The sequence below is a fragment of the Rummeliibacillus sp. G93 genome, assembly GCF_023515935.1.
In the GTDB taxonomy this organism is placed as follows: domain Bacteria; phylum Bacillota; class Bacilli; order Bacillales_A; family Planococcaceae; genus Rummeliibacillus; species Rummeliibacillus stabekisii.
The window spans coordinates 556707-570532 of the sequence record NZ_CP097314.1; the positions used below are offsets into that span (position 1 = coordinate 556707).

The window sequence follows — 13826 nt, forward strand, 5'->3', positions numbered from 1 at the left end:
TGTCTACTGATTGTCTTTTAGTTAGATTACTGAAACAAACATGAATGTTACACATTCATGTTTGTTTATTGAAAAGGCTATAGCAGCTTAATTCTTCATTTTATATCAATAATAATAAAACACTGATCATCACTCTTAGAGTTATCAATCTGACAGTTGGAAAGTGTTTGTAACATTTTTTTCTTAAATGCAGGTAAAGATAGAGATGCATTCTCCATAAGGAAGGGATGCAAATATTCTGTCCCCAGTGGGTCTACACCATCTGTATAAAGGAGTAATCTACCGCTGTTTTTATATAAAAGGGTTTGAGATTCAAATAGCACATTTTTAAATAAACCAAGAGGAGGAGTAGTCGAATGTAATTCAAATTGTGTACTATTCGCATCTTGCCACAGTGCAGATGGATGGCCGGCATTTATGTAATCGATTTGTTGTTTATCTGTATCTACTAAGAGAAAAATAGCAGTACAATAATGCCTTGCCTCTTCGTTATTTTGGAACAATTCATGCAGATGGTTATCTAAACCTTTCATCACTTTTTCGACTGTGAGGCCATCCTCCCTAATTAATCTATGGAAAAGGGCATGAAGAGACATCGTGATTAATGCTGAAGAGATACCATGTCCCATTACGTCAAGAAGGATAATCCCGAATCGGGTTGAATCAAGTTGATAAATCCCATATATATCACCAGATAAGTCTTTAGATGCTTTATAGTATGTTTCCATTTCAATATCTTTATTTTGAATTGGAGAGGTTAACGATGTTTGTTGAATTTTTCGAGCCAGTTCAAGCTCTCTTTTTGTTTCTATTTTGAATTGTTGGTTTTGTTCATTCAGTCTTAGAAGTTCCTCTGCTTGAGATTCTAATGTTTCTAGTGTTACCCGTAATTCTTCAATAGCATCATGCTTAGCTTTTAGAGCTGCTTCAGCATCTTTTTTTGCGATTAACAGTTCGTTTTCATACTTATTTCTTTGTCTAATTGGAATTAATATGCACTTAATATTATTGTTTTCAATTACGTTTTTTTTAGAAGCATTGATAAGAATAGGAATTTCTCCGCCATTCTTTGTCTTTAAAGTTATATACAATTCTTCAACGTGGCCTTCTAGCGCTATAAGTGGTAAAAGGTAAAGCTGAACAAAAAGGCATGATGGAGAAGTTAGGATCAAATTGATATGTTCCCCAACCAAATTCTCTCTCTTATAATCAAGCAGTTCTACTAAAGTTTGATTTACCAATGTGATGGTGCCATCTTCTGTCATACTTAGAAAACCACATGGTGCACGATCCAATAGCTCATCCATTTTATAAAATCTCCTCTATCTGCTTTTTAGTTAACTGTTGTTTCAAACATTGATGGTTTGTATTTGATAATTCTTCAGGATAGCTCATATGTAGACAATGTCCAATTGCATTCAATTATTCTAATACACTAATATTTGAAATATGTAGATGCGTATTGTATGAGTAATGATATCATCAGTGCAGGTGTAGGATTTCTACCATTCTCGAGATATTTTAAGATGTTTGCAAAAAAAGTTGCCTAGCGAAATAAAGAGTAGTTTTAAAATGAGAAAAAGGGTTCTCCAGTTATTTTAATAACCGAAAGATCTAAATCGTGATTAATCATAACATAATTAATCTAGGTAAAGTTAATATTCACGATTTACTATCAAATCAAATAACTATCAAACAATATCTGGAATCTACTATACCTCCCTAATGGAAGTTGAAAGTCACATGATACGAAATGGAAGAACAGTGCGAAAGGTATTATCTGGAACGAGGAAATGAATGGTAGATTGAACGAGGCAGAGTGGTTTACAATGTTTTCGAATACTTTTATAGTGTTGAGGGTAATGGGTAATCATACATACTTTTAAGCTTGAAATATAAAACCCTATTAATAGGAGAAGATCTTATGTCAGAGAAACAAAAGTCATCCAATCGAGTTATTACACTTTTGACAATCATTGCAGCATTTTTGATGGGATTTATTGATGCATATACTTTTATGGCGCAAAACCACGTGTTTGCGAGTGCTCAGACAGGGAATATGGTGACATTTGCCGTGAAGCTGTTTTCTGGAGAATGGCGGCAAGCTGTCCGTAATATCATTGTGTTCTTCGGATTCGCGCTAGGTGTTTTCTTAGGAGAGATTTTTCTTGTGAAGTTTGCGGAGCTGAGAATGCTCAAATATCGATTGTTTCTCTATTTCCAAGCTGCCCTACTATTATTGCTAGCTATATATCAGCTTCAATTAGATACGCGCGTGATGGGCGTTTTACTTGGAATCTTATCAGGCTATGAATTAACAATGTTCCGGAAAATTAGAGATACACAAGTGAACAATGGAATTATGACAGGCAATGCGAAAAATTTGATGAACAGCTTATATCGTATTCTATTCAATAAAGAGAAGAAGGCGAAAAGCGATTTTCTCAATCAATTGACCGTTATTGTGATGTTTATCTTCGGGGTAGGCATTGGGACGCTAGTTGTGCAATGGCACGCTACCTATAGCTTATGGTTTGCTTTCTATCTTGTTTGCTTATCCATTGTCAGCATGTTTTTTGTAAAAGAATAAGGGACAATCCTCCTATTTGGATGTTTACTTTTTACCAGTAAAGGTAGAAGTGTATAAGGTTTAAATATCCAGTATAGGAGGATTTTGTATTGAATAAATTAATTGGCGAAAATCGTTCCTTTTGGCGCATGTCAGCCAAAGGGCTAAGTTACACAAAGCTGGCCAATACGGTCGAAGTGGATGTGGCTATTGTAGGTGGAGGAATTTCAGGTATTTTGGCATCTTACTTTTTAGCAAAGAAAGGCAAGAAGGTAGCTCTATTGGAATCAAGAGAATTAATTAGCGGAACAACTGGAGGTACGACTGCAAAGCTGTCAGCTCAGCATGAACTTGTTTACAATAAACTAATTAAACAAAGCGGAGAAGAGTTAGCGAGACTTTATTATGAAGCGAACTCAAAAGCTATCGATATAGCCGAGTCACTTGTAAAGGAATATGGGATTGATTGTGATTTTGAAAGAACAGATGCGTACGTCTTCTCACAAAAAGAAAGTTCTCTAGAGCAATTAGAAAGTGAGGAAATTGCTTACCGAAAATTAGGAATAGATGGAGAGATGGTCGATGACATTCCTATTTCTTTTGATATAAAAGGGGCACTCGTTATGAGGAATCAAGCACAATTCCATCCGGTTAAATTTCTGCAGGGTATTTTAAGAGAATTGGAAGACATGGGGGCCCATATTTATCAGCATACCAAATATACGGGTTATGAACGAGACGGTGATCGTCTTACTCTTAATACTGATACGCAATTCCAGGTAATATGTGATGATATGGTCTTAGCTACATTGTTCCCCGCAGAAGATCCAGAGTCATTTTATTCGAAAAACATGAAACCCTCTACAACACATTTAACCGCGTTTGCTCATCTGGATCGAAATTTGCAAGGCATGTATATAAGCAATGATAGACCAGAGCTTTCCTTTAGGTCCGCGTATTATGAAGAAGAGCCTGTTTTAATTATCGGTGGTCAATCTCATCCAACTGGCGATAATGTATCTACAGTGGAAAGGTATGAATCTATTAAAGACAGAGTAGAAAAAGAATTTGGTTTAACCGAAATGCTGGACTATTGGTCAGCACATGGTTATCTTACACCCGATTCACGTGCCTTCATAGGGAAGTTGCAAAAAGGAACTGATTCCATTTATGTTATGACTGGCTTTAATGAATGGGGTATGACAACTGGTATAGTGGGAGCAGAGTTGATTACCGATTTAATTATGGGAGAAGAAAACCCATATCAGCCATTGTATGACCCGAATCGTAGTCTGCCAAAGCAACAGAATCACGGGAAGAAATTAACTCCTACTATTTTAGATGAAGCAGCTGAACTTAAGGAAGGGCAAGCGAAGAAGTTTGAAGTAGATGGAAAACCTGCAGGGATGTATAAGGATGCAAATGGCGAGGTTCATTATATGAACTTAGCCTGTACACATCTCGGCTGTGAAGTGAAATGGAATGATGGAGACCATACATGGGATTGTCCATGCCACGGTTCTATCTTTGATGGAAAAGGAGAAGTCATATCAGGACCTGCAAAAGAACCATTGAAGAGAGTGAGCCCATTTTAAAATATGAAAAGAAAGCTCTAAATCTTTTGAAAGATTTAGGGCTTTCTTTATGTGTATCAAGAGGGAAGGTATTACACTATCACATTAAGAAAGCGAAAGCCCTGCAGATACAAATCTACAGGGCTCTACGGTTATTATTTAAATTTTACATTCGGACGTTTATCGCTATGCAACGCATTTTTGATAAATTCATCGCTTAGAGGTAAGTGTTCTTTTAGAAGTGATTTTGGTGTTTGAGACATCCATTGATTAAGTGAGATATCTGCATAGTGATCACTTTTGAAGATTTCAAGGAAGCGGAGAGGAGTATCTCCTGTGTTTTGGACATAGTGTCCCATCGCAAATGGAACATAACCAACATCACCAGCTTGATAATCATATGTCCGAGCTTTGCCGCCAGAGGCAAACACAGTCATTCGGCCTTGTCCTTCAAGATAGTACTGCCATTCATCATTGTTTGGATGCCAATGTAATTCACGGACAGCACCCGGTTCTAATTCAACAAGAGCTGCTGCCACTGTAGTAGAGGCTGGAAAGTTATTTGAATCTGAAATCCACACTTTACCGCCGTTTGTGACAATTGGCTCAACATCATGAAGTTTAAAGCTATAAGGATTTTTAACAAATTCATTTGCATCATCTGGTAAATCTTGCGCAATGGGACCTGGTACTTTTCCTTGATACATGTATACTTCGCCGCTTGGAATATTATCGAATTCCTCTTCTGAAACGCCAAAGTTTGCAGCAAGGACGTCTTTAGGTGTGTGTGCGAACCAATCTGTGATTGAGAATGTACTATTCTCTGAGAAACTACCATCATCAAATGCGAGCAGGAATTCGGCTCCTTCGCTTAGACCCTTGATAGAATGAGGAACACCTCTTGGGAAATACCACAAATCTCCTTCCTCTACATCGTCTACAAACTCACGGCCATCAGGAGAGATAGCTGTAATTCTTGCTTTTCCTTTAATCATGTAAGACCATTCGCCTTCTTTGTGCCAATGAAGCTCACGTACCCCTCCTGGCTCTAAATGCATATTAACGCCAGCGATAGTAGTAGATGCAGGCATTTCACGAACTGTTACCTCACGAGACCAGCCGCCATATTCTACACGCATATGTGATAAAGCATATGGGAATTTTAAGTTTGGCATAGTCCCTTTATCAGTCGTTGGGGGAACTAATATATCTGGATTTTGGCGGTCAATTTCCGGATTTTGGGCACCCCAAATTTCTCCTCCGCGCTCACCGCTCATTGGTTGTGGGTTAGTGTTTTCATTTTGTTTATTTAAAGTCATTCTTGAATTTCTCCTTTCAATATGATTGGATTTTTCAAAAAACGAGTTAGTTGCCAATTGCTAGTCCGCCAGCTCGCGGATCTGCTCCAGATTCAAGGCGATCAGGCCATATGCGAATTGCCTGTGCATGACCCATCAAGTCACTGAAGTTTTCTACCATGGAAACGTTAATATGACCTAGCTCCTCGAGTTTTTTTGCAATTTCTTTATCATAACGGCTTTCTAAACGAAGACCCCGTATATCTTCTCCCCATGTACGGCCGAGAAGCCATCTTGGAGCATCGATTGCTTCTTGGACAGAGTAATGCTGGTTTAATATTCGCATGATAATCAGTGCTTGTGTCTGCGGTTCGCCGTCTCCGCCCATTGCTCCAACAACTAGCTCGGGTTTGTCGTCTTTGAACACCATGGAACAAGTTAACGTATGGGCAGGGCGTTTATTAGGTTCTAAAGTGTTATGCGCTTTTGGATCAAGCGAGAAGTAAGCACCACGGTTTTGAAGCATCATGCCTGTCCCTTCTGCGACGAAACCTGAGCCCCATTCCCAATAGAGGCTTTGGATGACTCCAACTGCATTGCCTTCTTCATCAACTGCACAACTAAATGTTGTATCTCCTTTCTTGGCATATCCGTTTTCCGGTGGACCAAGCGATGGATCATGCATTTTTTTAACGCGTTCTTCAAAGTATTCTTTGCTTAGTAAGATATCAGTTGGAACTTTATTGAATGCAGGATCATCTAAATATTGGTCCCGGTCCATAAATGAAAAAGCCGTGGCACGTGTAAAGTAATCAATAAATTTTTCCTCTTGGCCGATTAAGCTTGTAATATCTAAATGATCCATCATACCAAGGATTTGGAGTGTGACCATTCCAGCTGAATTGGGCGGCGGCGCAATGACTTTGCGGTCGCCGTATTCTACAGAAACAGGTTCTACCCATTCTGCTTTGTGATTAGCAAAGTCTTCTTTTGTTAGCAATCCTCCATTTTTTTGCAAAAATGCTGTAACCATATCGGCTATTTCACCTTTGTAAAATGCATCTTTACCGTGTTCTGCTATTTTCTCGAGAGTTTTTCCAAGATCAGGATTCTTAAGGATGTCGCCTTTGATATACGGAGCGACACCATCTTTGAGGTAAACCTTAGCTGTCGATGGGTATGTGCGGAGTAATGTAAGAGCACTTTCTGAGAACTTAGCAAGAGAGTCTCCAACAGGAAATCCATTGTAAGCGTAATCAATCGCTGGCTCTAAACAATCTTTTAATGGAAGCTTTCCAAACCGCTCATGCGCTTCAATCCATCCGCTGACAGCTCCTGGTACTGTGGTAACTGCTTTAGCTCCGCGGATGTCCATGCCGTCTTCCCGATTGAATTGATCACGCGTGACATTCTTTCCTGAGTGCCCAGTAGCATTTAAGGCGTGACGTTTACCAGTTTTTGCATCATAAATTAACCAAAAAGAATCGCCACCCGCTCCTGTCATATGAGGGAATACAACACCTAGAACTGAGTTGGCTGTAACCATTGCATCAATGGCATTTCCACCTTTGATAAGAATTTGGTTTGCGGCCATTGAAGCAAGTTCGTTAGGAGTGGCAACTGCATTTTTGTTAGATATAAAGGAGTTGCCGTAGCGAGGATCAATATCTTCACCATATACCCTGGATTTTTGAACCATTTAAGTACCTCCAAATTAGAAAATTTATAGGTAATTTCGTCCCTATAACTATGCATACCCTTTTACATATGGGTAAAACATATTAATTTTTAGAAGGTGGTTTAATACGATTCCATTTCACGGTATTTTCTAAAATAAGTGCGATCAATATGCCCATTAATAAGCCATTTCCGACTATAGGCTGTACTACCTTTGGAAGAGATGAAAAATAAGAGTCAGGCATAATCATAATGACGATGGCTAAAAAAAGGGGAATAGCAGATCGATAGACATTTTGCTTGTTCAGCTCTATTTTCTTAAAGAAGTCCATAGATGAATTTAAGAGCTGTAAATAAGCAACAAAGAGGACCATACTGCCAATGCTAAGCGGAATATTAGAAAAGAAATGTGCTGCAGGCGGTATCAATCCCATCATGAAAAATAGGACACTTCCTATCACAAAAGGCAGGCGTTTGACGATTCCAGATTGTTCTAAAAAACCAATAGAAGAAACAAATGGAGCATAAGGAACTAGTCCGAATAGCCCGCTCAAGCCAGAAAATACGCCTGAAATTGTAAGGCTGCGCTTGTATTGCTTCTTGCTCGTTTCTTCATCATATAAATTTTCTGTTCCTTTTAAAGCACCAAATGTATTTGCCAAATTCATCAAGCCTGTAATGACAGCCATCACTATAATGCCAATATTCCAAGCGGGTTTACCCAAATTAAACAGTTGGAACTTGAAGGAAGCATCAGTTTTGACAGAATGCTCTGGTCCAAAAATAAGTGCATACGCAATCCACCCGACAACAATCCCGCCGAGAAGTGAATACTTGCTGTATTTAACAGGTGCCTTCACATTAATAAAAATCATTATAGCTGCAATGACAAGCGTCAAGACTGCTACGGATAATTTGATTTTCGCATCATCAGGCGCATTGCCCATCGGTATGCCTAACATGCCTTTTAGGAAGATTTGGATTAATTGAATGCCAAACAATAGCATAAATACAGCCATAACACCTGGTTTGAAAAGCTTTGAAATAGCAGGCCCCCAGCCAAAAAGCCCAATAGCTATATTTAAAACAGCGGAAATCAGGATTCCAACTGTCAAACTGCCCCCTAATTCCCCGAGGGAAGTTCCTTGTGCAGTGGCCATGCTGACAATCGATAAAATCATGCCCCACCATAAACCTGATTGCCCTTCAAGAATGGCTCGTTTATGGCCAATGAAAGCCTGCAATAAACAAGCTGCTCCTGTGACTAAGAAGGATAACTGCAATGTGGTAATAATACTGTCTTGTCCAAGCTTAAATGCTTTTCCCACTGTTAATGGGATAATGACAATATTGGCGAAAATAAAGAAAAACCACTCAATCCCTGCAATCCATTGAGATGGCTCCTTTAGGCCAGAAAACTCCTTCTTCATTTCTTTTTTTTTATTTTGTTCCATTACCTAACCTCCAATCTTTTAGGTTAGTAGAAGATTCCCTAAAAAAAAAAAATAAAACGAAATTAGGTTTATTATTATTATTAAAATCTAGATATATAGGCCGTAAAATGTAAATACATGTATGCAATAATATGCTATATTTTAGGTGATAGACCATTGATGGGATGGAAGTGAGAAATGACAATGTCTAAAACTACTATAATTGACAAAGAAGCTGCTCGTCGGATCAGAGAGGGAATGAAAGCAGATTGCACAAAATGTTTTGGTCTCTGTTGTACTGCTCTAAATATTGTTGCTTCAAGCGATTTTTCAATTAATAAACAGGCAGGAACTCCCTGCCTGAATTTGCAACCTAATTACAGCTGCCAAATACATAGCCAGTTGAGAGACAAAGGCTTCAAAGGATGTACAGTTTTTGATTGCTTGGGTGCTGGTCAGGTCGTTTCTCAGGTTACTTTTAAGGGACAAAGTTGGCGAGGGAATCCTGAAATAGGGAAGAAGATGTTTCAGGTATTTCCAATTATGGAGCAGCTCCATGAAATGATTGCATATGTTTCAGAAGCTCTGTCTTATGAATTGCCGGAAGATATAGCAGATAAATTGAGAATACAGTTAAAGAAATTGCAGAATTTAACCGAGTTGGCTGCAGATGATTTACTTGACCTGGATTTGATAATGTACCGTTTTTCTTTAAATGAGCTCCTAACTATAGCAAGCAACTTTGTTAGAGAAAAAGCGATTAGTAAACTGCCTGGAAATCGAAATATAAAAGATTTGGATCATGCAAGAGTCGACTGGATCGGAAAGAAACTGGAAGGAAAAGATTTAAGGGCTGCTGATTTTAGAGGCGCTTATTTGATTGCTTCAGATATGAGAAATACAGATTTGAGAGAAGTAAATTTCATAGGTGCAGATTTACGAGATGTTAATTTGGATGGAGCTGACCTTTCCACTAGTATATTTTTGACTCAAATGCAAATCAATTCGGCAAAAGGAAATGAGATGACCCGCTTGCCAATATATATACAGAAACCGTCTCATTGGTAAAGGTAGCTTATCGCTGTCTGTTTTATATTTTTAATCTTCAGGTAATATGACCTGCTAGCGTTTGATCAAACCTTGCAGTTTCTCTGAGGGAAGCGCTGAAAAGCATGTATGTTTACTTGTTCATTTTTATTGATGACAACTAAAATAGACCTTTGTTCAGCTTCATGAACAAAGGTCTTTCTCTTATACAAAGGGACGTCTTACACCTGCAATTATGTTACAGTGTGCGTTGACAACTGGTGAAATCATGACTTTTTGTGGCCATGATTCGATTACTTTGTTGTCGCCGAGATAGATTGCCACATGCCAAATGATGTGTGTACCCGGCTCATAGTAAAAGATTAAATCACCGCGCTGCCGCTTGCTGTAGCTTACTTTTTTAAATTTCGAAGAAGCAAACAGTTTGCGGCTGTTCCACTCATTGCCAGGATGTGCGTGTTGGATGCTTGATACTGGGACGGGGTTAATCCCGCCCGCATACAATCCTTGCGTTACAAGCCCACTGCAATCTAGTCCATAGCTTGGTGAAGAGGAAGCGCCGACGATATAGGGTTTTCCTAAATATTTATAGCTTTGTGTAATCATCGCTTCGATATGTTCTTTACGTCCATCCCAAGCAAAGGCTTTAAGCGGTGCTATATACTGGTCAATGCTATACCATGATGCTTCACTGAAGCCTAATTTCTTCCAAGTTTTTATATCCACATTACCTGTAACGGGCAGATGATTTTTGGCTTGGAAATTACGCACGGCATTATATGTGGCATTGTTATATTTAGCATAGCCGTTGGGTCCGATAATCCCAAGTTTATTCATAACTTTCCATGTCTTGATGCCTTCGTAGCCTCGACTTAAATTATAGCCAACTTTCCCTGTTGGCTTGATTTGTTTATATTGAACTTGATAGTAGGCCTTGGGATTTTGATAACCCTTCGTTTTTACCACAAAGTGTTTATGAGCGGTAAAATAGTTGCCATTCGTCAATTGAAGGCGCGGTGTTCCTTTAGAAGAGGAGACAATTCGCTTAACATGCAAATAGGTGCCTTTCTTTTGAAAGCTTACTTTCTTTTTAAATTCAACATCTTTATACATGGAGGTACCTGCTATTACCTTTACAATCACAGGATTGGTCTTATAGAACGTTGATACTTCTTTTGCCTGTGCAGTGGATTCCTTGCCAATCGTAGGGGAGAGCAAGAGAATACTTGCCATCAAACCCATTATCCATTTTCGCTTCATATATGAGCCTCAACTTTCCTAGTATATTAATAAACTTGCATTTCTTCATTAATAGCTGATTGCCCGATATTTGTCATCTTTCCAATGTTTCTTAAATGTACTGATTTTCATGCTGCTTTTTTTACCTGTCCAAGGGTCATTAAAATAAACTCTTGAATTATCATAGCCTGTTACAGTTAATGCATGATTTACAAAACCATCGACATTCGCTACCCATACAACTACCGGGTGATTACGATTGATTTGTTTTTTAATCGATGTAAACGATTTGCCTGTCATGTTAACCGAGGAACCGGCATATTTTTTGACTAGTTTCATCAATGCAGGAGGGAAGATCCACCAACCTGCTTTACTATAGGGACTACCAACGAAGCCTAGATTGCCGTTTAATGTACTAGTCCTTGGCATTTCCCTGGCCATTTTCATCTTATCCACTTTGGCTCCTTTATACTGGAGCATCATGGTGACGGCAGTAATTTCACAACCAGTTGGCAACTCAGGAAGCTGATTAATGACCTTTACGTTTAGGTTTTTATAATATTCGCTTAAGCCATTTGCTTCAATCCACCCTAACAATTTGCCTTTATATGAAATTCTGTACCATAGTTTTCCGCCAGCTTTAGCAGATCTGCTTATGTACATTTTCTTGCTCTTATAGTTGAAGCTGCGGTGGCTTGGTTTCATGGAATTCTTGTCTACATTATAGGGATTATGTTTATAGATAGGGTAATTTTTCTTTTGCACTGTTTTGATTTTTAGATAGAAATTCTGTTTTTTTTCATCTATCTTTTTATAGTAAAAATGTTTTGCCTTTAAAGGTGTTTCCTTCGGTGGTTTCGTCTGTGGAACTTCTTTACTTTCATCTGATTCTTCAGAAGGAGTTTGTGGATTGGTTGGTTTATTTAACTCTCCGTCGCTTTCATCATCGGTTTTAGGAATAGCCTCTATAGCACTGGTTGGTGTGTCCTCTAGCAACTGATCGACACGTTGATTTTCTTCGTGTATAGCTGGTGTCTGTTTTAAGATTCTTTGCTGATTTAGCTCATTTGCTTTTGGGAGCTTGGGTGTTTCATTTGCCGCATGAACAGAATATAGAGAAGGCTCTGCAAATAGAAGCGAAGCAGCCAATATAGTAGGTAAGCCAATTTTCTTCCTATTATTCTTCATTTATAGTCCCTCCAATGTTAATTTATTTATAATGTATTACCCATTCATGCTAAAAGTATATAGGTTAATGGGTGAATTTACAAAAAAATTAAAAAATGGAATGTAGCTTATAGTCCTTTTTCTTTATATTTATTTAAAAAAGTTCGCTTAAAAAATAAGCGAACTTTCGTATTTAACTATATTATTTTAATACCTAATCATGGAGCGAAAGGTTAAGCTATTTTTGTTATATTTAGCTGATGCTCTCGATTGAAGGCTCCACTCCTGCTTCTTGAGTGGGTTTTTTATAAACTTCATCTTTGGTATAGATAGTTAAACCTGTTGTATCTTTTGTTGATCGAGAGAATAGTAGACTAATGATATATCCATATACATATGCAGAACAGAATGAAACGATACTAACTGTAAACGGCGTTAAATTAGTCTTTTGAACAAAATACGCTGTAATTGCACTTAGGAATAGGCCGATTAACACGCCTGGTGTATTTGCGCGTTTTGTAAATATACCTAATGCGAAAATACCGGCAATAGGTACACCAAACAATCCGGTAATAGCTAGGAAGAGATTCCATGTTTCTGCACGATTAGTTGAAATTAGATAAAGAGCTGCAGCCATACCGAGTAGGCCTGCTATGATGACGATGATACGAGCCAACCAAACATCTTTTTTCTCATCTTTTCCAAAGAAACGTTGTTTAAAATCAACTGTTACACAAGCAGAAATACTATTCAAGCTTGATGAAATAGTTGATTGGCAAGCTGCAAAAATAGCAGCAATCAGAAGACCCGCCACGCCTGCCGGCAAACTGGAAACGATAAAGTAAGGAACAAGAGCAGACGTATTAAAGCCTTCAGGAAGTGAAGTGACATTGTTGTAATAACTGAAAAGCACAGTTCCCATACCGAAGAAAACAGGAATTGTCACCAAAGCTAAAATGCCGTTTGTCCATAGAGATTTATTGGTTTCCTTAATGGAACTCGTGGTTTGATAACGCTGCACCACATCTTGGCTCGCCGTATATTGATGTAGATTATTAAAAATAGAGCCCAAGAAAATAATGGGAATGGCAGCAGCTGCACCCCCGAATTGGAAGTTTTTCGCCGTGATTAATTTATCATGGTCCATCGCGTTTTGCATCACCGTAGAAAAGCCACCGTCAATCGCATGAATCCCTAAAAAGACAAGCAAAATTGCTCCGCCCAATAGAATAATCCCTTGGATAACATCACTCCAAATAACACCTTCCATACCACCTAGGAATGTATAAATGATACATAAACCTCCAACAGCTGTTGCGATAATAATCGGATTAATATCAGATACAAGTGTGATAGCCAATGTCGGCAAATAAATAACGATGGCTACGCGTCCAATATGGAACAGTGTGAATAACAAGCTGCCAATAAAGCGAAGAGATACCCCAAATCGTGCTTCTAAATATTCATAGGCAGTTGTCACATTTAATTTTCTGAAGAAAGGAACATAAAAATAGATTAAGACCGGAATAATCACCAAAATCGTGAGATTCCCGGCTGCATAGGACCAGTCAGATAAAAATGCCTGTTCGGGTGTTGACATATATGTAATCGCACTTAATGTCGTTGCATATATACTAAACCCGGCAGCCCATGCGGGAATTTTGCCGCTAGCTGTAAAGAAAGCATCTGTATTTTTGCTTGATCTCTTTGTGAAATAAATCCCTACCGCCAACATAGCCAGCAAATAAAGAACAAGTACCGCCCAATTGGCCGTTCCAAAGCTAATTTTCTCCATCAAACTCACCCTTTCAATAAATAAAAC

10 protein-coding genes are annotated in these 13826 nt (G+C 38.5%); 3 read left to right on the forward strand and 7 right to left on the reverse strand.

Annotated elements, in window-relative coordinates:
• Positions 1 to 95: 95 nt before the first annotated feature.
• Complete coding sequence (locus M2M59_RS02685; protein ID WP_249775430.1) at positions 96 to 1307, reverse strand: SpoIIE family protein phosphatase; 1212 nt, start codon at positions 1305 to 1307, stop codon at positions 96 to 98.
• Positions 1308 to 1924: 617 nt separating this feature from the next.
• On the opposite strand from M2M59_RS02685, the gene M2M59_RS02690 reads away from it, so the two are divergent.
• A complete protein-coding gene (locus tag M2M59_RS02690) occupies positions 1925 to 2590 on the forward strand; it encodes a YoaK family protein (protein WP_147194995.1) in 666 nt (221 codons plus the stop codon).
• An 89-nt stretch (positions 2591 to 2679) separates the two neighbouring features.
• Positions 2680 to 4164, forward strand: coding sequence for an FAD-dependent oxidoreductase (locus M2M59_RS02695; RefSeq protein ID WP_249775431.1), 1485 nt, complete (start codon positions 2680 to 2682; stop codon positions 4162 to 4164).
• Between the two features lie 134 nt (positions 4165 to 4298).
• On the opposite strand, the gene M2M59_RS02700 is transcribed toward M2M59_RS02695, so the two are convergent.
• The 3 genes from M2M59_RS02700 to M2M59_RS02710 all read right to left on the reverse strand — a co-directional run bounded on the left by M2M59_RS02700 (position 4299) and on the right by M2M59_RS02710 (position 8572).
• Entirely contained in the window at positions 4299 to 5462 is a 1164-nt protein-coding gene (locus tag M2M59_RS02700) for an oxalate decarboxylase family bicupin (protein ID WP_147194990.1), read from the reverse strand.
• A 46-nt stretch (positions 5463 to 5508) separates the two neighbouring features.
• Complete coding sequence (gene ggt / locus M2M59_RS02705) at positions 5509 to 7140, reverse strand: gamma-glutamyltransferase (protein ID WP_249775432.1); 1632 nt, start codon at positions 7138 to 7140, stop codon at positions 5509 to 5511.
• 82 nt (positions 7141 to 7222) lie between these two features.
• Complete coding sequence (locus M2M59_RS02710; RefSeq protein ID WP_249775433.1) at positions 7223 to 8572, reverse strand: uracil/xanthine transporter; 1350 nt, start codon at positions 8570 to 8572, stop codon at positions 7223 to 7225.
• Positions 8573 to 8755: 183 nt separating this feature from the next.
• On the opposite strand from M2M59_RS02710, the gene M2M59_RS02715 reads away from it, so the two are divergent.
• Positions 8756 to 9619 carry a pentapeptide repeat-containing protein gene (locus M2M59_RS02715; protein WP_147194986.1) on the forward strand — a complete coding sequence of 288 codons (864 nt, stop codon included), beginning with the start codon at positions 8756 to 8758 and terminating at the stop codon, positions 9617 to 9619.
• A gap of 183 nt (positions 9620 to 9802) precedes the next feature.
• Here M2M59_RS02715 and M2M59_RS02720 read toward each other — a convergent pair whose 3' ends face one another.
• The 3 genes from M2M59_RS02720 to M2M59_RS02730 all read right to left on the reverse strand — a co-directional run bounded on the left by M2M59_RS02720 (position 9803) and on the right by M2M59_RS02730 (position 13799).
• Entirely contained in the window at positions 9803 to 10858 is a 1056-nt protein-coding gene (locus M2M59_RS02720) for a DUF5776 domain-containing protein (RefSeq protein ID WP_249775434.1), read from the reverse strand.
• 48 nt (positions 10859 to 10906) lie between these two features.
• Entirely contained in the window at positions 10907 to 12025 is a 1119-nt protein-coding gene (locus tag M2M59_RS02725) for a C39 family peptidase (protein ID WP_249775436.1), read from the reverse strand.
• A 232-nt stretch (positions 12026 to 12257) separates the two neighbouring features.
• A complete protein-coding gene (locus tag M2M59_RS02730) occupies positions 12258 to 13799 on the reverse strand; it encodes a sodium:solute symporter family protein (RefSeq protein ID WP_147194980.1) in 1542 nt (513 codons plus the stop codon).
• Positions 13800 to 13826: the final 27 nt, after the last annotated feature.